The following is a 22,926-nucleotide window of genomic DNA, read 5'->3' as shown; positions in this document are numbered from 1 at the left end:
CCCGCCAGACGCCGCACCGGCACCAATGATGGTGTGGATTTCGTCGATGAACAGGATCGCCTGCGGGCGCTTGCGCAGCGCGCCGAGCAACGGCTTGAAGCGCTTCTCGATGATTACTTCGGGCAGCACGGTGTCGCGCGCTTGTTCCAGGCCAAGGATGAGGTTTTCGCGAATGCTTTCCGGTTGCAGGAAGGGTGTTTGCCAGAAGCTTTTCTCGACCTTGTAGCTGTTCAGCAGGATCAGCCGCGGCACGCCGAGGGTAGCCACGGTCTGGAACAGCCGGCGCAGCATTTTCGGCCGAGGTACGGCGAGCACCAGGGTCAGCGGCAGCTTGGCCGGTGGCTGCTGGTCAAAGACGACTTCCAGTTCGGCTTCGTGCTTTTCCAGGCGCAGCACCGTGGCCTTGCCCATCAGGCCGTTGATACGGCCCACGCGCAAATTGTCGCCCACCGCCACACGGTGGATGTCCTGCATGTGGGTGAAACGCCGGTCTGCGAGAACGACGCGGTTGGCCGAGACGAAGTCGGCCTCTTCAAGGAGCAACAGGTTCACGGTTGGGTCGCTGGTGGCTGGTCGTTATGGTCGTTGGCGGCGCTATCGTCGGCTTCGCTGCGTTTGCGGATCAGGCTGCCGCACAGCACGCCGATCTCGAACAGCAGCCACATGGGTACGGCCAGCAGGGTCTGGGAGAAGATGTCCGGTGGGGTAAGGACCATGCCGACCACGAAGCAGCCGATGATCACGTAGGGGCGAATCTTCTTGAGGTACTTCACATCGACCACGCCGATCCATACCAGCAGCACCACCGCCACCGGTATTTCGAAGGCCACGCCAAAGGCGAAGAACAGCGTCATCACGAAGTCGAGGTAGCTGGCGATGTCGGTCATCATCGACACGCCTTCCGGCGTGGCGCTGGCGAAGAAGCCGAAGATCAGCGGGAACACCAGGAAGTAGGCGAAGGCCATGCCGGCGTAGAACAGGAAGATGCTCGACACCAGTAGCGGAATGGCGATGCGCTTTTCATGACGGTAGAGCCCGGGTGCGATGAAACCCCAGATCTGCTGCAGGATGAACGGGATCGCCAGGAACAGCGAGACGATCATGGTCAGCTTGAAGGGCGTGAGGAACGGTGATGCCACATCGGTGGCGATCATCGTGGCATTGGCCGGCAAGTGCTCGCGTAGCGGTGCGGAGACCAGGGTGTAGATCTGCTGGGCGAAGGAGAACAGCCCGGCAAAGATCAGGAAAATGACGGCAACGCAGCGCAGCAGGCGGGTGCGCAGTTCGGTCAGGTGCGAAACCAGCGGCATAGGCTGGTCATGTTCCGGATTTTCGCTCATGGGGCTCGCGGCGGTTGAGGCGGTTCAGAAGGCGTGGCCGGGGTGGCAGCGGTCTCGACCGGCCTGGCTTCGAGCCCGGCGGGCGGCTGCACGGTGGCGGTGGTGACAGGCGGCTGCGCCGGTGGCGTCATCGGGTTGAGGATGCGCTTGGCTTCCTCTTCCATCTGCAGAATGTGCTCATTGTGCAGCTGGCGGCGGATTTCGTCCGCGCCGATCTCGCGCTCCACTTCCATCTTGATGCTGTTGAAACTGCGCTTGAGCCGGCCGATCCACAGGCCTGCCGTGCGCGCGGCACCGGGCAGGCGCTCGGGGCCGAGCACCAGCAGGGCGACCAGACCGACGAGCAGCAGCTCGCTGAAACTGATGCCGAACATTAGTCAGTCTTTCCGCTGCGGCTCTTGGACCGACTGGGCCTGGCCTTCGATGGTGTGGCCCTGGTTCTGCTGGGCAGTGTTCTGCACCGGTGGAACGGGCTGGGCAGGCGGCGGAGTCTGCTCGGCCGGCTTGTTCTCTTCGTCGCTCATGGCCTTGCGGAAGCCTTTGATCGACTCGCCCAGGTCGCTGCCGAAGTTCTTCAGCTTCTTGGTGCCGAACACCAGGACCACGACGACCAGCAGGACGATCCAGTGTTTCCAGTCAAAGATACCCATTTCGTACTCCTGAAATTTACAGGTACAGCGAATTTTTTCGGCAGCGCGGCCCCTGTGGGAGCGGGTTTACCCGCGAACACCGGCGAAGCCGGTGCCACCGCGTTGCATTCTTCGCGGGTGAACCCGCTCCCACAGGGGGAAAATACATCAGGCCGACGGTTGGCGTGCGGCCTTCTCATCATGCCCGGACAAACCGAAGCGACGTTCCAGCTCATCGAGCACGGCTTGCGGATGCTGGCCCAGCGCACTGAGCATTACCAGGCTATGAAACCACAGGTCGGCGGTTTCGTAGATGACATCGCTGTAATCCTTGCTGACCGCAGCGTCCTTGGCGGCAATGATCGTCTCGACCGACTCTTCGCCAAGCTTTTCGAGGATCTTGTTCAGGCCCTTGTGGTACAGGCTGGCAACGTAGGAGCTGTCGGGGGCCGCTTGCTTGCGTTCTTCAAGCACTTCGGCCAGGCGGTTGAGGGTGTCGCTCATGTCAGTGTCCTGCGCTGTAGATGGCATCCGGGTCTTTCAGGACCGGGTCGACGGTTTTCCACTGGCCGTCTTCGAAGACGCGGTAGAAGCAGCTTTCACGGCCGGTATGGCAGGCAATATGGCCCAGTTGCTCGACCATCAGGATGATCACATCGGCATCGCAGTCCAGGCGCATTTCATGCAGCTTCTGCACATGCCCGGATTCCTCGCCCTTGCGCCACAGCTTGCCACGCGAACGCGACCAGTAGATGGCGCGTTGCTCGGCGGCGGTCAGGGCCAGCGATTCGCGGTTCATCCAGGCCATCATCAGCACGCGTCCGGTCTTGTGGTCCTGGGCGATAGCCGGTACCAGGCCCTCGCTGTTCCACTTGATCTCGTCCAGCCAGTCTTTCATCGTCGACTCCAAAGCGGGCCCGCTCCTGTGCCGGGCCCTTTGCGCTAGTGTGCCAGCCATGGGCGCGGCTGGCTATTGGCGCACGATCAGGTAAAGGCCGGCGGCCAGCATCAGCCAGGCAGGCCAGGCGGCAGGGGCGGTCAGGCTCGCGGCCTCGGCGGCACCAGCAGCCAGTACCGCACCACCGCCCAGCAGGCCGGCACCCAGCAGGCGCAGCGCCCAGCGGTCGCCCTGGCGACGGCGTTCAGGCAGTTGCGGGTCGTGCAGGTGCGGTTGTGACAGGCGTTCGAGGACGTCGCGGGCCATGTCGGCCAGGTGCGGCAACTGCTCGACCTGGCTGTGGATGTTGCCAAGCACGGCTTTCGGGCTCATGCGGTCACGCATCCAGCGTTCGAGGAACGGCTTGGCGGTGCTCCACAGGTCCAGGTCGGGGTACAACTGACGGCCCAGGCCTTCGATGTTGAGCAGGGTTTTCTGCAGCAGGACCAGCTGCGGCTGGACTTCCATGTTGAAACGCCGTGCCGTCTGGAACAGACGCATCAGCACCTGGCCGAAGGAAATATCTTTTAACGGTTTTTCGAAGATCGGCTCGCAGACGGTACGGATCGCTGCTTCGAATTCATTGACCTTGGTGTGCACCGGTACCCAGCCCGAGTCGATGTGCAGTTGCGCGACGCGGCGGTAGTCTCGCTTGAAGAAGGCAATCAGGTTACGCGCCAGGTAATCCTGGTCCTCGTCCGTCAGGCTGCCGACGATGCCGCAGTCGATGGCGATGTACTGCGGGCTCCAGGGGCGTACCGTGCTGACGAAGATGTTGCCGGGGTGCATGTCGGCGTGGAAGAAGCTGTCGCGGAACACCTGGGTGAAGAATACTTCCACGCCGCGTTCGGCCAGCATCTTCATGTCGGTGCGCTGATCGGCGAGCGTGGCCATGTCGGTCACCGGCACACCATAGATGCGTTCCATCACCAGTACTTTCGGCCGGCACCAGTCCCAGTACACCTGTGGCACATACATCAGCTCGGAACCTTCGAAATTGCGCCGTAGCTGGCTGGCGTTCGCCGCTTCGCGCAGCAGGTCGAGTTCGTCGTAGATGGTTTTTTCGTAATCGCCGACGATTTCCACCGGGTGCAGGCGGCGAGCATCGGCAGAGACACGCTCGGCACCTTTGGCGATCAGGAACAGCCAGGCAATATCAGCGGCGATCACCGGCTTGAGGCCTGGCCGGACTACCTTGACCACCACCTCTTCGCCGCTTTTCAGGCGGGCAGCGTGAACCTGAGCCACCGAGGCCGAGGCCAGTGGCTCGACGTCGAAGCGGCTGAACACCTGGCTGACCGGGGCGCCGAGCTGCTCTTCGATCAGCACCACGGCCTTTTGCGGGTCGAACGGCGGCACGCGGTCCTGCAGCAACATCAGCTCATCGGCGATGTCGGTTGGCAGCAGGTCGCGGCGGGTAGACAGCAGCTGACCGAACTTGATGAAAATCGGCCCAAGGTCCTGCAGCGCCAGGCGCAGGCGCGCGCCACGGCTGAGCTCGGACGGCTTGCGCGGGAGCCAACGCCACGGCATCAGCAGGCGCAGGCTCATCAGCCACCAGGGCAGCGGGTAGTCGAACAGCAGGTCATCCAGCCGGTAACGGATGACTACACGCTGGATGCGAAAAAGACGGCGGACGGCGAGCAGCTTCATGCGTTATCGCTGATATCAAGGGATCGGGAGAGGCGCTTGAGGCGCGCCTCGAGGCGTTCTGTATCGAGCTTCAGGGCATCGAGCTCGCTGAAGGCGGCTTCGGCTTCGCGTTTGCCGACCAGGGTGCGGGATTCTTCGGCCAGGTACTCGGAAAGGTTCTGGCTGAAGCGCGCCAGGCCCTGGCGGGTCCAGCGTGCGCGCAGGCGGATATGGCCGGCCAGCAGCGCGGTGGCGACCGGGCCGAGCCAGCGTTGCAGCTCGTGCTCCCAGTCGAGCTCCAGGTCCTGCAGCACGCCGAACAGGTCGAGCAGCACGGCACTGTCGCCATGCAGTTCGACTTGCGGGCTGTGCAGCACGGCAGTCTTGTCCCTGGCTACGGCCAGTTGTGCCAGGCTGCCGGCCGGGGCGCGCAGGCTGCAGTCGACCTCGCCTTGCCAGTGGGCGGCGAGCATCAGGCCCTCTTCATCGGGCAGGATGAACACCTGCAGGGCCGGTTGGCGGCAGTCGATCTCGATGACCTTGCCTTCCAGCGCGGCCAGCCGCGGCAGGGCCGTGCTGTCCATGCGCAGCACGCGGTTCAGGCCATGTTCGACGCTGGCGAGCAGCCCGGCCAGCAGCATCAGGGTTTGATTCCCCGGTGCACGGCGACGATGCCGCTGGTCATGTTGTGGTAGGTGACGCGGTCGAAACCGGCCTCGACCATCATGGCCTTCAACGTTTCCTGATCCGGGTGCATGCGGATCGACTCAGCGAGGTAACGGTAGCTCTCCGAGTCGTTGGTGATCAGCTTGCCGGCCAGCGGCATGAAGGCGAACGAGTAGGCGTCGTAGGCCTTGGACATGAGCTTGTTGGTCGGCTTGGAGAACTCCAGCACCAGCAGGCGACCGCCCGGCTTGAGCACGCGCAGCATCGAGCGGATGGCTTCGTCCTTGTGGGTAACGTTGCGCAGGCCGAAGGCAATGGTCACGCAGTCGAAGTGGTTGTCGGGGAATGGCAGCTTTTCGGCGTCGGCCTGGACGAACTCGATGTTGCCGGCCACGCCACGGTCGAGCAGGCGGTCACGGCCGACCTTGAGCATCGACTCGTTGATGTCGGCCAGCACTACCTGGCCGGTCGGGCCGACCAGCCGCGAGAACTTGGCGGCCAGGTCGCCGGTACCGCCGGCGATGTCCAGCACACGGTTGCCGGCGCGTACGCCCGACAACTCGATGGTGAAGCGCTTCCACAGGCGGTGCATGCCGCCGGAAAGCACGTCGTTCATCAGGTCGTACTTGGCCGCTACCGAGTGGAACACCTCGGCGACTTTCTTCGCCTTCTGGCTTTCAGGGACATCCTGGTAACCGAAATGGGTGGTGGGTTCGGCGTGGTCGCCTTTGCGCTGGTCGTTCATATCGCTTCACCGGAAAAAATTACCGCCATTCTAGGGCGAACGGGCGGATTTGTCTTGGCGGGGTGTGCCAGTGGGCAGGGGCGGGCATAATGCCCATTATGTCTTCATCTTCAGGAACACCTGCATGACTCAGATCAGCGTCGAACGCAAACATTCCCTCGGCCGCGATGCCGCCCGTGCCAAGGCCGAAGCGCTGGTCGACAGGCTGACCCGCGAATACGACCTCAAGGCCACCTGGAACGGTGACCGGGTCGACGTGGCGCGCAGCGGCGCCAACGGTAGCGTGCATATCGGTGAGGACAGCATCCGCGTGGAGCTGAAGCTGGGCATGATGCTGTCGATGATGAGCGGTACCATCAAGGGCGAAATCGAGCGCGCACTGGACAAGGCCCTGGCCTGAGGCCCAGCGCGCGCGGCCTGCTATGGTAACGCGGGCGGAAACGGGATGAGATCGGCAATCTGTGCCAGGCGCAGGTCGCCACGGTAAATCGCTATTCGCTCCCGCGGGTTACTGGCCAGCTCCAGTTCGGCGTCCCGGCCGACAGCGCGGGGCTCGCGGAATTTCAGGTGGCCTTTGACGAAATCATGGGGCTGGGCATCCGCAGTACGGTAATGAAAGTGGGCCTCCCACAGTACCGTTTGCGGCGCTTGGACGTCGCTGATCAGGTAGGTGTCGAGGTAGTCATCGGCGTGGCGAAGCGCCTTGCGCACTATGCCTGGCCTGATCGAGACGCGCTGCTGCCCTACCAGGTAGCGCAAGGCGGCGCTGTCTGGGTGGCGGGAGTTCAGGTAGGCATTGGTGAGCAGCAGCTGCTTGCGCTCGCTGACCCTGGCGATCGCCTGGCGCAGCTGATCGACCAGGCTGCCGTCGGTCCGCTCCAGTTGTCGCGCCAGCGCGCTCATGTCATCGATAGGCCAGTCCAGAAAGTCAGCCAGGCTATTGGGCTGGTTTGCGTAGCGGGCTGCGAAGTCGAGTTTTTCGTCAATTCTTGCCAGCAGGTGCCTGGCTTCCGTGCGCAGCTGGGACAGGTCGGACTCTGCGGCGCGCGGCTGGGCGACTTGCTCATGCCACTCATTGCCGCGTCGCTCGTAGTTGCCAGCGGGTTGCTGATTCAGCGGGTTGCGTTGAACCGCGCGGTCGCCTTGCGCTTCGACCAGCGCCGGGCGCCCGCGTGCGACGCGGATCACCGTGCGCCTGGCCGGCATCGGGTGCTGGATTGTGCGCTGCGGCGGCGTGGCGATGCCTTTGTCGAGGCTGGCCAACGCCGTGGCCAGCTGGGCTTCGGTCGTGTGTACCAGCGCTTGCATTTCCTGGATATATTCATCGAGGATGGCCTCGTCCAGGGCCGGGTCGCTGAGCGACCTCATGTAGTGGGCCTTGTCGAGTATCGCGCGATACCGGCGTAGCACATCTTCCAGCACGTCGGCCTTGTCTTCGGCAGAGCCGTCGGCCGTGGCGAGGCCGTCATGGCTCCAGACCGTACGGCTCAGTTCATTGTTGCTGAGCACCTCCCGTAACGGCAGCAGGTTGTCCGCTGCTTCGGCGGTTAGCTTGGTCTTGTCCAGTGTCAGGTAGGCCAGGTCGCCGATTAATTGCGCGCGCACCACTAGCGTTGAATAGGTGCGCCGTTTGATGGCGTTTTCGATCTTGGTGGCCTTGTCGGCGAAGTCGATTTTGCTGTTTTCCAATGCTTCGGGTATGGCCCGATCCAGGCGTCGGCTGACCACCAGCAGACGGCGGCTGGCCTGCAGCGAGTCGCGAACGCTGTCACGGTAGCTGAGATAGCTCTGAATCTGCTCGTCGGTCTGCGGCAGCCGCACCATGCGCTTGCCCTGCTCCACCAGCAGTTCACGATCGACTTGTTCCAGCAGACGTTGGCATAACAGCATGTCGTTTTCGATGGCCGCCCCGAACCAGTTGCTGAATTTGCGTGCGTTGTTTTCGGTGGTGTCGAGCCTTAGAAAGCGCGGTTCACTCAGCTCCCTGAAGGTGTTGACGTTCGCTTGCAGAATCTCGCCCTGATTCTCCAGGAACAGCGCAGAAGCCTTGAGCTCGGTGGCATGTAGCCGACGCTGGGCCAGCAGCTGTTGTTTTTGCGCCTGCAGTGCTTCTGGTGGATTGGCGCGCTCATGCGCGGGCAACGCTTGCGACGCGCGGCGGTAGGCTGCGGCGAGCTCGTCATGATCGGCAAGGCGCTGGCTGTTGCGTTCCATGAGAGGGCGCAGCTTGTTCAGCGCGTCGCCATTGCGCATTGCCGCATCGTGCAGTTGTGAGTAGCGCTGCTGGTTGTCGGCGTTGATGGACCTGCTGGTCCTGGGCATGCCACCTGCCAATTTAAGGTTGAGCGCCCATTCTCCGTTCCAGCGCGTCAGCCAAGGGCCTCTGCTACGTTCACGGCCTACGATGTGGTAACCGTCGGGTGCGCCCTGCCATCGTGATTGCCATTCACTGCTGCTCGGGTCCGGGCCGACGATCTGTATGCCGCCCCATGTCTCCTGTACTTCGTACGCTACCCCCTGCAGTGCCACATAGTGGCGGTCGGCGATTTTATACAACCCGCGCAGGCGGCCCTCTACCAACGGTGCATGACCCTCCAGCGACAAGGTGGCCCGAAGCTTGACCAGCGCCTGGCGCTCGGGCGGCGTCAGGTTGCCCATGCGTTGGTTGTTGTGCCAGCTGGAGAGCCGCATTGGCACGGCCTTCTGTTCGGTGGTCAGTGTTTCCCAGGTGCGCTCATGCGGTTTGTCTGCGACCGCTGTCATGGCACCGTCCGGCTCGACGGGCTCGGCGAATCGCAACCTCTCAGCCGGCAAGCCGCTGGCGGGGAGGGGCGCATCTCGGTGTGCCAGAAGCATGGCCAGGTTGGTCAGCAGGTCGACTGTCGCCACGATCCGCGCGTCATCGCTACCGTTGGCCAACACCGATATATCATTCCGGGTGGCCGACAGCGCTTGCACCAGCCAGGTCAGGACGGCCAAGGGGCCGCGCCAGAATACGGTCAGGTTGTTGAACAACGACCAGGCCGCTTGTTGCACCAGTTGCCATTTTTCCTGCGCGTTGGACATGCTGCTGGTGGATGCGGCCAGACGCATGGCGCTGATCCTGGCGTCGAACAGGTGCGTGTCCAGATCGGTGAGCCAGGGGCTGAAAACGCAATCGACCGGTTGTCGAAGCAGCTGCACGAGTTCATCCGCCACCAGGCTGTCCCCACCCAGCAAATGTGCCAGTTGCTCCAGCCTGGGATGGAGGTGAGGGCGCGTGAAGCCGTCGTTTGCATATACCGCGCGTACGTCTTCATGCAGCCAGTCGAGGACACTTTGTTGCAATTCACCTTCAGTGCGGATTGCGGCCATCAGCTGATCCAGCTCAGCGAACTCCAGCAGGGCCTGGCTGGCATAGAACGGTCGGTACAGGACCCAGCCGTGCGTGGCGGGTAGCTTGATGAGGAACATGCCGTGGGCGATGTCCGTGGTCGCAGCGCCTGGCGCGCAAAGAAAGGCCAAGGGGGCAATGCGCAGTGGCTGGCCATCGCCGTTACCTTGGCAACAAGCCAGTAGCGCATCGCGCGCGGATTCGCTCAGCTGTTGCTGGATGCTGGCCTGGAGGGTGCTGAACAGCAAGTGGCTACGCCATTCCCGGGCGTATTGCCGGATCCGCTCGGCCCTGCGTGGTTGTTCGGCCACTGTAGTGTCCAGATAGCGAGGGTAGTGGCCACCAATATCCACTTCGTGTATCAGCGCGTTGATCTGCTCGATGCTCAGCCAACCGCCGGGCTTGCCGCCAGTGGGCACCGTCACGCCAGTCATTACCTCGCCAGCGCCCAGGCGCAGGCGAGCGATCGCCAGCTCAGTCAAGCTTACCCTGCGCAGGGGCAGCGATTGCCCGCCTTGTATCGTGTTGCCGACGATGCTTTGTGAAACCTCGATCATGACCTCGTCAGGGTCGTGCTGTGCCACCTGCGGGTAGCTGCTTTGCAGTTGTTCGCGCAGGCGGCGTTTGGCGTAGCGCTGAAGGTCGTCGATATCGCTGAGTGAGGTGGAACCTTTGGCCTGCCCTTGCTGAGCCGCCAGGTCGAGCAGCGCCGCATGATAGGCGTAACGGTCGCTGCCCTCGGCGTCGGCCAGCCATGCCGGCAGGCTGACAGCAGGCGAGTCGTGCAGCCGACAGGCCTGGTTCAGAAAGTGCGCACTTGGGTCGGTCAGCCGGTGCAACTGGTTCTGCAGGTCACTCACCGAGGTCAACGAGCCGAGGCGCAAGCGCTCGATGTCTTCAAGCATGGCATTGAGCATTTGCCTGGCCTGAAAGGCGAATGGACTGCCAATCACGGGGGTGTGCGCCCATGACAGTCGCTCAAAGCGATAGCCCCGGGCCAACTCGTCCTGCAGTGCGCTGGCGAAGGCTGCAAGGTCGGTGAACCTGCGCACCCTGCCATCAGGCTTGCAATGCAGAAGCAGGCGCCGCGAGCCGTGCGTCATGCTCAGCAGCAGGCCCGCCAGTGTTACCGGCAGCGTCCCGCCTGCTGTTTTCAGGCTTACGCTCACTGCGCTGATGACCAGGTCTTCATGGGCCTCGGCGAGCAGAGCGTACAGGGCAGCCTTTTCATCGTTGTCCAGGCCCTGATCGTGCATGTTGCTGATCAGCGCGGCCTTGATCGTGTGCTCGAGCCAGCGCATGCGGCAGACCTGGCTGGTTTGGTCGATGCCATTCCAGAAACCGACCTGCGCCTGCTGAAACTTCTCCAGCAGGGCCCCCAGCACGTGGTCCAGGTCCTCGTTGAGCCTGCTCAGGTCCAGGGCAATCGCAGGCTTTTTGCTGCTGCCCGTCCCCTCAACCTGTACCTGAAACGGCTGCGGCGGCGCGATGCTTGGCCGATCGCCAGGGCTCAGCTGCAGATGTTTACCCGTCAGAAAATGCTCAAGCAGTTTATCCAGCAGCGAGCGGTGCGGGTCGGCACCACCTGCAGTGGGCAGGATGACGAATTCATCGAGCGAGGTGAGCTGTGGATGGTTGTTGCGCACCCACGGGTAATGATCAACGAGAACCTGGAACCCTTCATGGGACAGCACCTCACGTACCGTGGGGCGTCCAGCGAAACAGTCTGCGACTTTTTGTTTGAAGGTTTCCCTGGTTGCGTCAGGGGTGTCAGTCATGGCGTCAGCTCCGAACAGGTGAGTGACGTGACGCTAGCGTGGGGTTGCCCTGCACATGCGGTAGATGGTTAAAGCCGGTGGCACCTTAGGGTGAGGATTCTAATTTTCCTGCCTACCGTATGCTCAAGCCCAACCTTCATGGGCGGTTGTTCCCACTCATGAGCATGAGGTACACAGCATGGCCAAAGTGAACGTGAAGAAAAAGGACGACGCCCCGGGCACCCTGGGCGAGGTGCGCGGCTACGCACGCAAGATCTGGCTGGCCGGGATTGGCGCGTACGCACGCGTGGGGCAGGAGGGCTCGGACTACTTCAATGAGCTGGTCAAGGCTGGCGAAGGCGTCGAGAAACGTGGCAAGAAGCGCATCGATCAGGAGCTGGAGGCAGCCAATAACCAGATCGATGAAGCCACCCAGGCTGTCAGCCGTGTGCCAGGCCGGGTAGAAATTCAACTCGACAAGATTGAAAAAGCTTTCGACGCGCGGGTAGGGCGCGCCTTGAATCGCCTCGGCATTCCGTCTAAACATGACGTTGAGGCGTTGTCCATCAAGCTTGAACAGCTGCATGAGCTGCTCGAGCGCGTCGCGCACAAACCATAAGGAGAGCAGGATGGCTGGCAAGAAGAATTCCGAGAAAGAAGGCAGCTCCTGGGTCGGCGGGATCGAGAAGTACTCCCGCAAGATCTGGCTGGCAGGGCTTGGTATCTATTCGAAGATCGACCAGGACGGCCCCAAGCTGTTCGACTCGCTGGTGAAGGATGGCGAGAAGGCCGAGAAGCAGGCGAAGAAGACTGCCGAAGATGTTGCTGAAACTGCCAAGTCGTCGACCACTTCGCGTGTGTCGGGCGTGAAGGACCGTGCACTGGGCAAGTGGAGCGAACTCGAGGAGGCTTTCGACAAGCGCCTGAACAGCGCCATTTCGCGCCTTGGCGTGCCTAGCCGCAATGAGATCAAGGCCCTGCACCAGCAGGTGGACAGCCTGACCAAGCAGATCGAAAAGCTCACCGGCGCTTCGGTTACGCCGATTTCGTCGCGCGCTGCGGCCAAACCGGCTGCGAGCAAGGCGGCCAAGCCACTGGCCAAGACGGCAGCGGCCAAGCCTGCGGCGAAAACCGCGGCAGCCAAGCCCGCAGCCAAGCCAGCAGCAGCCAAGACCGCAGCGGCTAAACCTGCTGCCAAGACTGCGGCGGCCAAACCCGCGGCGAAACCGGCAGCGGCCAAGCCGGCCGTGGCGAAAAAGCCTGCAGTGAAGAAAGCCCCGGCCAAGCCGGCGGCCGCCAAGCCGGCAGCTCCAGCGGCCAGCGCCACTCCGGCCGCTAGCGCAGCTCCGGCACCAACCGCGGCTCCGGCCAGCAACCCGCCTTCGGCACCGACAGGCACCGGCACTCTGATCTGACACCGCGTCGCCTTATTCGCGAGTGAACCCGCTCCCACAGGCACACTACAGACCTTGTGGGAGCGGGTTCACCCGCGAATGCGTCGGTTGCTGCAATACATTCCTGTCAGTCTTACCCCTCCAGATAACGCACCGCCAACTGCTCCGTCGCCCCCCGCGCCTGGGCCTGCAGATGCGGCGCCACCAGCATCATCACCTGGTACACCACTATCCCCACATCCCCCTCGCGCCCCAGTACCCGCTGATAATCCAGCGAGAACATCAGTGTCAAAGTGATCTGCTCCACCAGTTGCCCCAGCGCCTGGGTCTCGCTCTCTATCAGCCCTTGGCCCTTGAGGCTGGCCAGCAACGCCGCCAGAGTGCGCTTGAGCGCGTTGATCAGGCTGCGCATGCCGCGCGCCAGTTTGGGCAGGCGCCCAGTCAGGTTCGACAGGTCCTGGAACAGGAAACGGTACTGCGCCATGCGTTCGACGATCAGGTGCAGGAACAGCCAGTAATCCTCGGCATCCAGGCGTACCTCCAGCGGCGGGTCGAGCAGGGGCATCAGCGCTTCTTCAAAGCGCTCGAACAGCCCCAGCACCAACGGCTCCTTGCCATGGAAGTGGTAGTAGAGGTTGCCGGGGCTGATGCCCAGTTCGTTGGCAATTTCCAGGGTGGACACGTTCGGTTCGCCCTGCTGGTTGAACAGCTGCAGGGCACATTCGAGGATACGATCGCGAGTCTTCATCCAGTCGGCATGCTCATCGGGTCAGCACATAGGTGCCCGGCGCCGGGCCCAGCGGTGGGTAGGTGGCATTACCCAGCTCGTTGCGCGGTGCCTTGAGCGGGCCGGAGCGCGGGGTGATCCACTCCAGCCACAACGGCCACCAGCTGCCTTCGCTGCGCTTGGCATCGTGGAACCAGGCACGCGGGTCGCTGGACAGCTTGGGGTTGGCCAGGTAATAGGCCTTGGGGTTGCCGGGCGGGTTGATGATGCTCTGGATGTGCCCGCTGTTGGCCAGCACGAAGCGCCGGTCGCCACCCAGCAGCAATGTCGAGCGGTACACTGCATCCCACGGGGTGATGTGGTCGTTGCTGCCGGCAACGGTGAAGCTGTCCAGCTCGACCTTCTTCAGGTCGATGGGTGTACCGCATACCTCCAGCCCGGCGGGGTGGGTAAGCGGGTTGAGCTTGAAGAAGTCCAGCAGGTCGCCATGCAGTGCGGCGGGCAGGCGCGTGCTGTCGGCGTTCCAGTACAGGATGTCGAAGGCTGGTGGTGTCTTGCCGAGCAGGTAGTTGTTGACCCAGTAGTTCCATATCAGGTCGTTGGGCCGCATCCAGGCGAAGATCCGCGCCACTTCGGCGCCATCCAGCACCCCGCGCTGGTAGGAGCGACGCTTGGCGGCCTCGATGGTCTGCTCGTCGGCGAACAGGCTTGCGGGGCTTTCGAACTTGCTGTCCAGCAGGCTGACCAGGTAGGTGGCACTGCGTACCCGGCGCAGCTGGTGCTTGGCCTGCAGGTGGCCCTGCAGCGCGGCCATGGTCAGGCCCCCGGCGCAGGCGCCCATCAGGTTGGGGTCGCGGTTGCCGCTGATGCTGCGGCAGGCGTTGAGCGCTTCTTCCAGGGCCTGCACGTAGCTGGACAGGCCCCATTCGCGGTGGCGCGGGTCGGGGTTGCGCCAGCTGACCATGAACACCTGCAGGCCATTCTTGAGCATGTACTGGACGAAGCTGTTGGTCGAGCTCAGGTCGAATATGTAGAACTTGTTGATCTGCGGGGGCACCACCAGCAGCGGCCTGGAGTGTTGCTTTTCGCTCATCGGCTTGTACTGGATCAGCTCCAGCAGTTCGTTGCGAAACACCACGGCACCGGCGGTCGCGGCCAGGTTGCCGCCCACTTCGAAGGCGCGCTCGTCGACCTGGCGTGGCAGGCCGTCGTTGTGGCGCAGGTCATCGAGCAGATGGGCCACGCCGCGTACAAGGCTCAGGCCACCGCTGTTGAACAGTTCCTTGACCGCCAGCGGGTTGAGCAGCGAATTGCTTGGTGCCAGTGCATCGTTGATCAGGTTGAACAGGAAGTGCGCACGGGCCCGGTCATCGTCGTCCAGGTGGCTTTCCTCGATCCACAGGCGGGTCTGCTTCTGCCAGGCCAGGTAGGCCTGCAGGCCGCGCCGGTAGAACGGGTTCTGGCTCCATGTCGGATCGTTGAAGCGCGCATCGCGCGGGTTCGGCTGAAACGGTGTGTCACCCAGCATCACCCGACCCAGCTGGCCACCCAGAGCCAACAGGTGATGCGCGGTATGCAGCGGGTGGCGCAAGCTTTGACGGCTGACATTGCGCAGCGTGGAAATCAGGTCACGGCCACGCAGGCCGAGGATGGCGTTCTGCACGTTCATGCTGGTGGCGGGAAGCGTTGGCGTTCCTTTGGCCGGTTTGTCTTTCATGGCAACACTCCCTCGTCCTGACCTGGTGCTTCATGACTAAACATATTCACTGATTTAGCAGGGGCTCTGTGGGAGCGGGTTCACCCGCGAACACCGGCGAAGCCGGTGCCATGCACCGAGTTGGATTCTTCGCGGGTGAACCCGCTCCCACAGGGCCCCAAATCGCCCTCACACACCCGAAGCCGGGCGGGGATGCATGACAGCGCGCTGACGTTCTTGCTGAAGGAACTTCATGATGATCGGGGCGACGGCCTCGGCCCGGGTGATCAGGAACAGATGACCGTCGTCGATAATGTGTAGCTGGGCATTGGGAATTCGCCAGGCCAGCAGACGCATGTTGATCAATGGGATCAGCGGGTCGTCGTCGCCTGCCAGCACCAGGGTCGGCTGCTGGATCTTGTGCAGCCAGTGGATGCTGGTCCAGCCAAGCCCGGCGAACAGCTGCCAGTAGTAGCCCATCTTGCCGCCGGAGCGCACCTTGGCGGCGTGCTGCATGGCCAGCTCCGGGTCCCGTCGGAAGCCGCCGCCGTAGATCATCGGTGCGATGCGGATGACATGCGACGGCTGTACGTAGCGCCGTGGGCTGGCCATCATCCACAGCACCTTGGGTTTGCCCGGTACCATCACCGCACCGGCGGCAGTGGCGGCCAGCACCAGCTTCTTGCAGCGCTCGGGGTAGTCATGGGCGAACTGCTGGGCCAGGGCGCCGCCCCAGGACACGCCGATGACATTGACCTGGCCGTAATCGAGGTAGTCGAGCATGCGCGCCGTCAGCTTGGCCAAGCCGGGGAAGCGGTACGGGTGGCGCGGCGTGGACGAGCCGCCGACCCCGGGCACATCGAAGGCAATGACTTCCAGGTCCGGGTCCAGTGCTTCGATGAACGGGAACACCAGCTCCAGGTTGGCGCCGATGCCGTTGAAGATCAGCAAGGGCGTCAGGTGCGGTTTGCCCGGGCGGACGGCGGTGCGGATGGACTGGTTGTCCAGCTCGACGGTCCTGAAGATATAGGGTTGCGGCATGCACGTGACTCATGGGGTGAAATGAACACCGTGGCTCCCCGCTGGGGCCACGGCGCTGCTACTCAACGTTCGTGAACGTAGGTGCCCGGGGCGGCTTCGCCAGCGGCGTAGGCACGGTTGCCCAGGCGGGTCGGCGCCTTCTTCAGCTCGCCGGCACGCTCGGCCAGCCAGCTCTGCCAGTGCAGCCACCAGGAGTCGGCATGCTTGGTGGCGTTTTCCTGCCAGGCCACCGGGTCACCCGGGCGATCTGCACCGGTCATGAAGCGCGCCTTGGGGTTGCCTGGTGGGTTGAGGATGCTCTGGATGTGGCCGCTGTTGGACAACACGAACTCGATCTTGCCGCCGAACAGGTGCGCCGAGCGGTAGCACGACTGCCATGGGGTGATGTGGTCGTTGGTGCCGGCGAGGCTGTAGATATCGCATTTGACCTGTTTCAGGTCGATCGGGGTGCCGCACACTTCCATGGCGTCCGGGCGTGTCAGTGGGTTGCTCTTGAACATCTCGATCAGGTCGCCGTGGAAGGCCGCCGGCAAGCGCGTGGTGTCGTTGTTCCAGAACAGGATGTCGAACACCGGCGGCTCGTTGCCGAGCAGGTAGTTGTTGACCCAGTAGTTCCAGATCAGGTCGTTGGGGCGCATCCAGGCGAACACCTTGGCCATCTCGCTGCCTTCCAGCACGCCAGCCTGGTAGGAATGGCGCTTGGCGGCTTCCAGGGTCTGCTCGTCGACGAACAGCGCGACCTGGTTGTCCAGGGTGGTGTCCAGCACGCTCACCAGCAGGGTCAGGGCATTGACCTTGTTCTCGCCGAGGGCGGCATAGTGGCCGACCAACGCCGTGCAGGTGATGCCGCCGGAGCAGGCACCGAGCATGTTCAGGTCCTTGCTGCCGGTAATCGCCAGCACCGCGTCGACCGCCTCCTTGAGCGCATCGATGTAGGTGGACAGGCCCCATTCGCGCTGGGCTTTGGTCGGGTTGCGCCAGCTGATGATGAAGGTCTGTTGCTGCGAGCGCAGGCAGTAGCGCGCCAGGCTCTTTTCCGGGCTCAGATCGAATACGTAGAACTTGTTGATCTGCGGCGGCACCACCAGCAGTGGGCGGGCATGTACCTGCTCGGTGATGGGACTGTACTGGATCAGCTCGAGCACATCGTTGCGGTATACCACGGCGCCGTCGCTGGTACCCAGGTTCTTGCCCACTTCGAAGGCGTCCATGTTCACCTGGCTGGGCATGCCACCGTTGTTGACCATGTCCTTGGCAAGGTTGGACAGGCCATCGAGCAGGCTCTTGCCACCGGTTTCGAAGAAGCGTTTGACCGCTGCCGGGTTGGAAAGGGTGTTGGTCGGAGCCATGGCTTCGGTCATCAGGTTGATGACGAACTGGCCGCGGCTGATGTCCTGGGGCGACAGGTCGCTGCTGCCGATCCAGTCCTGCAGCTCCTTGCGCCAGGCCAGGTAGGTTTGCAGGTAGCGGCGGTAGAGAGGGTTGTTGCTCCATGCCGGGTCATTGAAGCGACGGTCGTCGCTTTCCGGGGCAAGGCTGGACTTGCCCAGCAGCACGTTCTTCAGCTCCAGGCCAAAGTGCGCCACATGCTTGGCGCTGTGCAGCGGTTGGCGTACGGCCTGGCGCAGCACGGTGCGTGCCGAGCTCAACAGATCCTTGCGCCGGATACCGATGACCGGGTTCAGCCCCAGGGTGTTTTCCGAGGCCTGCCGCTGCAGCTCATCGTTGTTCTTGTTACTCATCTAAGACGCTCCGTTGTCCTGAGACGAGTACCGGTTGCTGTGACAGGTGCACAGTCCTGAGCCCGGTACTGCTACTCGGGTGACCAGTGATAAGGAACAGCGGTGCTGCGAGGGTTCTGTCTACCTGCAAATGGATGCAGGGAGCTTGCCAGCCTCATTGGTTACCCGACTTTCATGTAATGCGCAAGACAGCCCTTCACTGGGCTGTCTGTAGGCCATTCAAACAGATGAATCTAGAAAATGCGCTCTAAACCTTTCAGGCCTTGCGCTAGAGCATGAGTTTGACCACCGACTCGGCGGGGTCGCGGGATTTTCCGGCCTTGTGCAGTTCGTCGAGGTACTCGGCCCACAGCTGTTCCTGGCGCAGGCACAGCTGCTCGAGGTATTCCCAAGTGAACAGGCCGCTGTCATGGCCGTCGTCGAAGGTCAGTTTCAGTGCATATTGGCCGGCAGGTTCCAGGCCGCTGAGGCCGACGTTGATCTTGCCGAACTGCAGGATTGGGTTACCGTGGCCCTGGACCTCGGCGGAGGGGGAATGCACGCGCAGGAACTCGGCGGGCAGGTGGTAGACCTCGCCGGGGGCGTAGGTGAGGCTGAGGGTTTTCGAGGCTTTGTGCAGGTTGATGGCGGTGGGCAGGCGGGCCATGGGCAGAATCTCTCCGGAGCTGATGAAGCAAGCTTCCAGCTTATGGGCGAGGGATTCAAGGGCCCTTTCGCGGGTAAACCCGCTCCCACAGGGTCATCACATTCCTTGGAATTGTGGTGACCCTGTGGGAGCGGGTTTACCCGCGAAGAAGGTGAAACCAGTCTTACAGGATGTAGCGCGACAGGTCTTCGTTCTGCGCCAGCTCACCCAGGTGGCTGTTCACATACGCCGCGTCGATCTGGATCGGCGCTTCGTCATGGGTGCTGGCCAGGTCGCCAGCGCTGAACGACACCTCTTCGAGCAAACGCTCGAGCAGGGTGTGCAGGCGGCGGGCACCGATGTTCTCGGTCTTCTCGTTGACCTGGTAGGCAATCTCGGCCAGGCGCTTGATACCGTCGGCGAGGAACTCGATGTTCAGGCCTTCGGTCTTGAGCAGGGCCTGGTACTGTTCGGTCAACGACGCGTGCGGCTCCTGCAGGATGCGCTCGAAGTCTTCAGGAGTCAGGGCCTTGAGCTCCACGCGGATCGGCAGGCGGCCTTGCAGCTCGGGCACCAGGTCGCTCGGCTTGCTCAGGTGGAACGCACCCGAGGCAATGAACAGGATGTGGTCGGTCTTGACCATGCCCAGCTTGGTGTTGACAGTGCAGCCTTCGATCAGCGGCAGCAGGTCGCGCTGCACGCCTTCACGGGACACATCGGCACCGCCAACATTGCCACGCTTGGCAACCTTGTCGATTTCGTCGATGAACACGATACCGTGCTGCTCGACCGCTTCCAGGGCCTTGGCCTTGAGCTCTTCCTCGTTGACCAGGCGGCTCGCTTCTTCATCACGAACCATCTTGAGGGCTTCTTTAACCTTCAGCTTGCGCGCCTTGCGCTTGCCTTTGCCCATGTTGGCGAACAGGCTCTGCAGCTGGTTGGTCATTTCTTCCATGCCGGGCGGCGCGGCAATTTCGACGCCCACGGCATCGGCCACTTCGATCTCGATTTCCTTGTCGTCCAGCTGGCCTTCGCGCAGGCGCTTGCGGAACAGCTGGCGGGTGTTGGAATCGCTGCTGGTCTGCGCGGCTTCTTCGCTGAAGCTGGTCACGCGTGCCTGTGGCAGCAGGGCATCGAGGATGCGGTCTTCGGCGGCGTCTTCGGCGCGGTGGCGCACGCGGATGATCTCTTGCTCGCGCAGCATTTTCAGCGCGGCATCGGCCAGGTCACGGATGATCGACTCGACGTCGCGGCCCACATAGCCCACTTCGGTGAACTTGGTGGCTTCGACCTTGAGGAACGGCGCATTGGCCAGCTTGGCCAGGCGGCGGGCGATTTCAGTCTTGCCGACGCCGGTGGGGCCGATCATCAGGATGTTTTTCGGGGTTACTTCGGCGCGCAGCTCGGCGGGGAGCTGCATGCGCCGCCAGCGGTTGCGCAGGGCGATGGCCACGGCGCGCTTGGCGTCGTCCTGGCCGATGATGTGGCGGTTGAGTTCGTGGACGATCTCGCGGGGGGTCATGGACATGATCAATTGGGTCCTGGGGCAGATGAGTCAGCGTGGAAAAGCCCCCGCACCGGGCGGGGGCGCCAGAACAGCTGAATCACTCGGCCAGGTCCTGCTCCTCGATGGTCAGGTTGTGGTTGGTGAACACGCAGATGTCGCCGGCGATGTTCAAGGCGGTTTCGGCGATTTCACGGGCCGAGAGGTCGGTCTTGTTCAGCAGGGCGCGGGCTGCGGCCTGGGCGTAGGCGCCACCGGAACCCATGGCGATCAGGCCGTCTTCGGGTTCGACCACGTCGCCGTTGCCGGTGATGATCAGGGAGGCGTCCTTGTTGGCCACGGCCAGCATGGCCTCCAGGCGGCTCAGGGAGCGGTCGGTACGCCATTCCTTGGCCAGCTCGACGGCGGCACGGACCAGGTGGCCCTGATGTTTCTCGAGCTGGCCTTCAAAGCGCTCGAACAGGGTGAACGCATCGGCGGTGGCACCGGCGAAGCCCGCGATGACCTGGCCGTGGTACAGGCGGCGCACTTTCTTGGCGTTGCCTTTCATCACGGTGTTGCCGAGGGATACCTGGCCGTCGCCGCCCATGACGACTTTGCCGTTACGGCGGACAGAAACGATGGTGGTCAAGGGGAGAGTCTCCACGCAGCGGGGCGAAAGTGCCTGATGCAGACTCATATGGGGGTGGGGGAAAGGATTTCAACCGTGGGGGATGAATGGTCGGGCCGGGCAGGTAGATCTGTGTTTGGTCATTCGCGGGTAAACCCGCTCCCACAGGGATCCCGCTGTTTTCAAGGACAGCGCAATACCTGTGGGAGCGGGTTTACCCGCGAATGGCTTTACTCAGGCCTCGTGGCAGATGTGCCCATCGACCAAGGTATAACGCACCGCACCCGGCAGGCAGTGGCCGATGAACGGGCAATTCTCGCCGCGCGAGAACCACTGCTCGCCAGCCACGGTCGAGGCTTGCGGGTCGAACAGCACCAGGTCGGCCGCGCCACCCACTTTCAGCTCACCGGCCGGCAGGCGCAGGGCCGCCGCCGGGCCGCTGCTCAGGCGGGCCAGCAAGGTTGGCAGGTCGAGCAGGCCGTCCTGCACCAGGGTCATCGCCAGCGGCAGCAGCAGTTCGACGCTGCTGATGCCCGGCTCGGTGGCGCCGAACGGGGCCAGCTTGGCGTCGCGCTCGTGTGGCTGGTGGTGGCTGGAAATCGCCTGGATCACCCCCGACTTCACGGCCTCGCGCAGGCCGTCGCGGTCAGCGGCGGTGCGCAGCGGCGGCTGCACGTGGTACAGGCTGGAGAACTCGCGCAGCGATTCGTCGGTGAGAATCAGCTGGTACAGCGCCACATCGGCGGTTACCGGCAGGCCCAGGGCCTGGGCCTGGGCGATCAGCCGCGCGCCACGGGCGCTGGTGATCTGGGTGAAGTGCGCGCGCACGCCGGTCTGTTCCACCAGCAGCAGGTTGCGCGCCAGGGCCACGGTCTCGGCGGTTTCCGGAATGCCCGGCAGGCCGAGGAAGCTGGCCATGGCACCTTCATGGGCCAGGCCACCTTGGGCCAGGTCGCGGTCCTGGGAGTGGAACACCACGGTCAGGTCGAAGGTGGCGGCGTATTCCAGGGCTCGGGCCAGGGTACGGTTGTTGGGGATTTCCTTCAGGCCATTGCCGAAGGCCACGCAACCGGTGTCGCGCAGGGCCACCAGCTCGGCCAGTTGCTCGCCTTCCAGGCCCTTGGTCAGGGCGCCGATCGGGTAGACCTTGCTGTTGGCAGCCTCGCGGGCGCGGTCGAGGATCAGTTCGGCCACGGCCGAGGTGTCCAGCACCGGCTTGGTCTGCGGCGGGCAGCACAGGCTGGTGACGCCGCCGGCGACGGCGGCGCGGGTTTCGCTGGCGATGTTGCCTTTGCGGCTGTAGCCCGGCTCGCGCAGGGACACGCCGAGGTCTACCAGGCCGGGCGCGGCGACCAGGCCATCAGCCTGGATCGTGCGGCTGGCGCTGAACCCGGCCGGGGCGGCGCCGATGGCGGCGATGCGGCCGCCGTCCAGGTGCAGGTCGGTGACCTGGTCCAGGCCGCTGTTGGGGTCGATGACCCGGGCGCCGAGAATACTGATGGTCACTGGGCGTTCTCCTGGTCGAATTGACGTTGCGCGTTCTGCCCGCTCATGGCCATGGACAGCACGGCCATGCGCACGGCGATGCCGTAGGTGACCTGGTTGAGAATCACCGAGTGCTTGCCGTCGGCCACCGCCGACTCGATTTCCACGCCACGGTTGATCGGGCCCGGGTGCATGACGATGGCGTCGGGCTTGGCACCGGCCAGGCGCGCGGTGGTCAGGCCGAACAGGCGGTAGAACTCGCCTTCGCTGGGCAGCAGGCCACCGGCCATGCGCTCACGCTGCAGGCGCAGCATGATCACCACGTCGACGTCCTTGAGGCCTTCGGCGAGGTCGGTGTACACCTTCACGCCGTACTGCTCGATACCGATCGGAATCAGGGTTTTCGGGCCGATCACGCGGATGTCCGGGCAACCCAGCGCTTTGAGCGCCAGCATGTCGGAACGCGCCACGCGCGAGTGCAGGATGTCGCCGACGATGGCCACCGACAGGTTCTCGAAGCTGCCCTTGTGGCGGCGGATGGTGAGCATGTCGAGCATGCCCTGGGTCGGGTGCGCATGGCGGCCGTCACCGCCGTTGATCACGGCAACTTCCGGGCACACGTGCTCGGCGATGAAGTGCGCGGCACCGGAGTCGGAGTGACGTACCACGAACATGTCGGCGGCCATGGCTTCGAGGTTGCGCAGGGTGTCGAACAGGGTTTCGCCCTTGCTGGTCGAAGAGGTCGACACGTTCAGGCTGATCACGTCGGCCGACAGGCGCTGGGCCGCCAGTTCGAAGGTAGTACGGGTGCGGGTGGAATTCTCGAAGAACACGTTGCACACGGTCTTGCCGCGCAGCAACGGGACTTTCTTCACGGCCCGGGCACCGACTTCCAGGAAGGAGTCGGCGGTGTCGAGGATCTCGGTAAGCAGTTCGCGGGGCAAACCGTCGAGCGAGAGGAAGTGGCGCAGCTGGCCCTGATCATTGAGCTGCAGCGGGCGCTTGGCGTCGATTGGCGTCATC

General features: G+C 63.4%; 22 protein-coding genes. 3 read left to right on the top strand and 19 right to left on the bottom strand.

The genetic code is table 11. The features are described 5' to 3' along the window. The 9 genes from J5M58_RS22310 to ubiE form a co-directional block, all read right to left on the bottom strand. Positions 1–552 (bottom strand): RsmE family RNA methyltransferase (locus tag J5M58_RS22310; protein WP_368857206.1); only part of this gene is annotated, 552 nt, incomplete at its 3' end. Further along, a complete protein-coding gene (gene tatC / locus J5M58_RS22305; protein WP_085621727.1) occupies positions 549–1,340 on the bottom strand; it encodes a twin-arginine translocase subunit TatC in 792 nt (263 codons plus the stop codon). The genes tatC and J5M58_RS22310, both read right to left, overlap by 4 nt. After that, positions 1,337–1,714 (bottom strand): Sec-independent protein translocase protein TatB, encoded by a 378-nt coding sequence (gene tatB, locus J5M58_RS22300; protein WP_025340918.1) that lies wholly within the window; start codon positions 1,712–1,714, stop codon positions 1,337–1,339. The genes tatC and tatB overlap by 4 nt, the downstream gene beginning before the upstream one ends. A 3-nt stretch (positions 1,715–1,717) precedes the next feature. Further along, positions 1,718–1,990: a twin-arginine translocase TatA/TatE family subunit gene (locus tag J5M58_RS22295; RefSeq protein ID WP_112249552.1), complete on the bottom strand. Its 273-nt coding sequence runs from the start codon at positions 1,988–1,990 to the stop codon at positions 1,718–1,720. 147 nt (positions 1,991–2,137) lie between these two features. Further along, complete coding sequence (locus J5M58_RS22290; RefSeq protein WP_013974545.1) at positions 2,138–2,473, bottom strand: phosphoribosyl-ATP diphosphatase; 336 nt, start codon at positions 2,471–2,473, stop codon at positions 2,138–2,140. Position 2,474: 1 nt separating this feature from the next. Continuing rightward, positions 2,475–2,867 carry a phosphoribosyl-AMP cyclohydrolase gene (gene hisI, locus J5M58_RS22285; RefSeq protein ID WP_013974544.1) on the bottom strand — a complete coding sequence of 131 codons (393 nt, stop codon included), beginning with the start codon at positions 2,865–2,867 and terminating at the stop codon, positions 2,475–2,477. Positions 2,868–2,939: 72 nt separating this feature from the next. Further along, on the bottom strand, positions 2,940–4,559 hold the full coding sequence (gene ubiB / locus J5M58_RS22280; protein ID WP_207879642.1) for a ubiquinone biosynthesis regulatory protein kinase UbiB: 1,620 nt from the start codon (positions 4,557–4,559) through the stop codon (positions 2,940–2,942). Beyond that, on the bottom strand, positions 4,556–5,179 hold the full coding sequence (locus J5M58_RS22275; protein ID WP_112249548.1) for an SCP2 domain-containing protein: 624 nt from the start codon (positions 5,177–5,179) through the stop codon (positions 4,556–4,558). The genes ubiB and J5M58_RS22275 overlap by 4 nt, the downstream gene beginning before the upstream one ends. Next, a complete protein-coding gene (gene ubiE, locus J5M58_RS22270) occupies positions 5,179–5,949 on the bottom strand; it encodes a bifunctional demethylmenaquinone methyltransferase/2-methoxy-6-polyprenyl-1,4-benzoquinol methylase UbiE (protein ID WP_013974541.1) in 771 nt (256 codons plus the stop codon). Before ubiE ends, J5M58_RS22275 begins: the two co-directional genes overlap by 1 nt. 124 nt (positions 5,950–6,073) lie before the next feature. Between ubiE and J5M58_RS22265 the strand changes: the two genes are divergently transcribed. After that, positions 6,074–6,349 (top strand): polyhydroxyalkanoic acid system family protein, encoded by a 276-nt coding sequence (locus J5M58_RS22265; protein WP_112249546.1) that lies wholly within the window; start codon positions 6,074–6,076, stop codon positions 6,347–6,349. 20 nt (positions 6,350–6,369) lie between these two features. Here J5M58_RS22265 and J5M58_RS22260 read toward each other — a convergent pair whose 3' ends face one another. Continuing rightward, entirely contained in the window at positions 6,370–11,100 is a 4,731-nt protein-coding gene (locus tag J5M58_RS22260; RefSeq protein WP_243432458.1) for a DUF6543 domain-containing protein, read from the bottom strand. Positions 11,101–11,278: 178 nt separating this feature from the next. Between J5M58_RS22260 and J5M58_RS22255 the strand changes: the two genes are divergently transcribed. Together J5M58_RS22255 and J5M58_RS22250 are read left to right on the top strand one after the other, a co-directional pair. Continuing rightward, positions 11,279–11,698 (top strand): phasin family protein, encoded by a 420-nt coding sequence (locus tag J5M58_RS22255; RefSeq protein WP_112249544.1) that lies wholly within the window; start codon positions 11,279–11,281, stop codon positions 11,696–11,698. A 10-nt stretch (positions 11,699–11,708) separates the two neighbouring features. After that, the gene (locus J5M58_RS22250; protein ID WP_207879640.1) at positions 11,709–12,494 is read left to right on the top strand and encodes a phasin family protein; all 786 of its coding nucleotides are present in this window, start codon (positions 11,709–11,711) and stop codon (positions 12,492–12,494) included. Between the two features lie 112 nt (positions 12,495–12,606). Here the strand turns inward: J5M58_RS22250 and J5M58_RS22245 are convergent, their stop codons facing one another. The 9 genes from J5M58_RS22245 to J5M58_RS22205 all read right to left on the bottom strand — a co-directional run bounded on the left by J5M58_RS22245 (position 12,607) and on the right by J5M58_RS22205 (position 22,925). Further along, entirely contained in the window at positions 12,607–13,221 is a 615-nt protein-coding gene (locus J5M58_RS22245; RefSeq protein ID WP_112249540.1) for a TetR/AcrR family transcriptional regulator, read from the bottom strand. A gap of 13 nt (positions 13,222–13,234) precedes the next feature. Then, entirely contained in the window at positions 13,235–14,917 is a 1,683-nt protein-coding gene (gene phaC / locus J5M58_RS22240) for a class II poly(R)-hydroxyalkanoic acid synthase (RefSeq protein WP_112249538.1), read from the bottom strand. A gap of 168 nt (positions 14,918–15,085) precedes the next feature. Continuing rightward, complete coding sequence (gene phaZ / locus J5M58_RS22235) at positions 15,086–15,937, bottom strand: poly(3-hydroxyalkanoate) depolymerase (RefSeq protein ID WP_112249534.1); 852 nt, start codon at positions 15,935–15,937, stop codon at positions 15,086–15,088. A gap of 62 nt (positions 15,938–15,999) precedes the next feature. Further along, positions 16,000–17,679: a class II poly(R)-hydroxyalkanoic acid synthase gene (phaC, locus tag J5M58_RS22230; protein ID WP_112249532.1), complete on the bottom strand. Its 1,680-nt coding sequence runs from the start codon at positions 17,677–17,679 to the stop codon at positions 16,000–16,002. A 268-nt stretch (positions 17,680–17,947) separates the two neighbouring features. Next, positions 17,948–18,325, bottom strand: a complete 378-nt coding sequence (locus J5M58_RS22225; protein WP_003249306.1) for a gamma-butyrobetaine hydroxylase-like domain-containing protein — start codon at positions 18,323–18,325, stop codon at positions 17,948–17,950. Between the two features lie 163 nt (positions 18,326–18,488). Beyond that, positions 18,489–19,832, bottom strand: coding sequence for an ATP-dependent protease ATPase subunit HslU (hslU, locus tag J5M58_RS22220; RefSeq protein ID WP_003249308.1), 1,344 nt, complete (start codon positions 19,830–19,832; stop codon positions 18,489–18,491). 76 nt (positions 19,833–19,908) lie between these two features. Further along, on the bottom strand, positions 19,909–20,439 hold the full coding sequence (gene hslV / locus J5M58_RS22215; protein WP_025340909.1) for an ATP-dependent protease subunit HslV: 531 nt from the start codon (positions 20,437–20,439) through the stop codon (positions 19,909–19,911). 213 nt (positions 20,440–20,652) lie between these two features. Next, positions 20,653–21,924: a dihydroorotase gene (locus J5M58_RS22210; protein WP_112249527.1), complete on the bottom strand. Its 1,272-nt coding sequence runs from the start codon at positions 21,922–21,924 to the stop codon at positions 20,653–20,655. Further along, complete coding sequence (locus tag J5M58_RS22205; protein ID WP_003257774.1) at positions 21,921–22,925, bottom strand: aspartate carbamoyltransferase catalytic subunit; 1,005 nt, start codon at positions 22,923–22,925, stop codon at positions 21,921–21,923. The genes J5M58_RS22210 and J5M58_RS22205 overlap by 4 nt, the downstream gene beginning before the upstream one ends. Between the last annotated feature and the right edge of the window lies 1 nt (position 22,926).

Source organism: Pseudomonas sp. 32_A (assembly GCF_017490905.1).
Lineage (GTDB): Bacteria > Pseudomonadota > Gammaproteobacteria > Pseudomonadales > Pseudomonadaceae > Aquipseudomonas > Aquipseudomonas inefficax.
This window is presented reverse-complemented; position numbering and strand designations above follow the sequence as displayed.

Coding starts and splice junctions, on each gene's coding strand:
- tatC (WP_085621727.1), bottom strand. CDS start 1,340: ATGAGCGAAAATCCGGAACATGACCAGCCTATGCCGCTGGTTTCGCAC.
- tatB (WP_025340918.1), bottom strand. CDS start 1,714: ATGTTCGGCATCAGTTTCAGCGAGCTGCTGCTCGTCGGTCTGGTCGCC.
- J5M58_RS22295 (WP_112249552.1), bottom strand. CDS start 1,990: ATGGGTATCTTTGACTGGAAACACTGGATCGTCCTGCTGGTCGTCGTG.
- J5M58_RS22290 (WP_013974545.1), bottom strand. CDS start 2,473: ATGAGCGACACCCTCAACCGCCTGGCCGAAGTGCTTGAAGAACGCAAG.
- hisI (WP_013974544.1), bottom strand. CDS start 2,867: ATGAAAGACTGGCTGGACGAGATCAAGTGGAACAGCGAGGGCCTGGTA.
- ubiB (WP_207879642.1), bottom strand. CDS start 4,559: ATGAAGCTGCTCGCCGTCCGCCGTCTTTTTCGCATCCAGCGTGTAGTC.
- J5M58_RS22275 (WP_112249548.1), bottom strand. CDS start 5,179: ATGCTGCTGGCCGGGCTGCTCGCCAGCGTCGAACATGGCCTGAACCGC.
- ubiE (WP_013974541.1), bottom strand. CDS start 5,949: ATGAACGACCAGCGCAAAGGCGACCACGCCGAACCCACCACCCATTTC.
- J5M58_RS22265 (WP_112249546.1), top strand. CDS start 6,074: ATGACTCAGATCAGCGTCGAACGCAAACATTCCCTCGGCCGCGATGCC.
- J5M58_RS22260 (WP_243432458.1), bottom strand. CDS start 11,100: ATGACTGACACCCCTGACGCAACCAGGGAAACCTTCAAACAAAAAGTC.
- J5M58_RS22255 (WP_112249544.1), top strand. CDS start 11,279: ATGGCCAAAGTGAACGTGAAGAAAAAGGACGACGCCCCGGGCACCCTG.
- J5M58_RS22250 (WP_207879640.1), top strand. CDS start 11,709: ATGGCTGGCAAGAAGAATTCCGAGAAAGAAGGCAGCTCCTGGGTCGGC.
- J5M58_RS22245 (WP_112249540.1), bottom strand. CDS start 13,221: ATGAAGACTCGCGATCGTATCCTCGAATGTGCCCTGCAGCTGTTCAAC.
- phaC (WP_112249538.1), bottom strand. CDS start 14,917: ATGAAAGACAAACCGGCCAAAGGAACGCCAACGCTTCCCGCCACCAGC.
- phaZ (WP_112249534.1), bottom strand. CDS start 15,937: ATGCCGCAACCCTATATCTTCAGGACCGTCGAGCTGGACAACCAGTCC.
- phaC (WP_112249532.1), bottom strand. CDS start 17,679: ATGAGTAACAAGAACAACGATGAGCTGCAGCGGCAGGCCTCGGAAAAC.
- J5M58_RS22225 (WP_003249306.1), bottom strand. CDS start 18,325: ATGGCCCGCCTGCCCACCGCCATCAACCTGCACAAAGCCTCGAAAACC.
- hslU (WP_003249308.1), bottom strand. CDS start 19,832: ATGTCCATGACCCCCCGCGAGATCGTCCACGAACTCAACCGCCACATC.
- J5M58_RS22205 (WP_003257774.1), bottom strand. CDS start 22,925: ATGACGCCAATCGACGCCAAGCGCCCGCTGCAGCTCAATGATCAGGGC.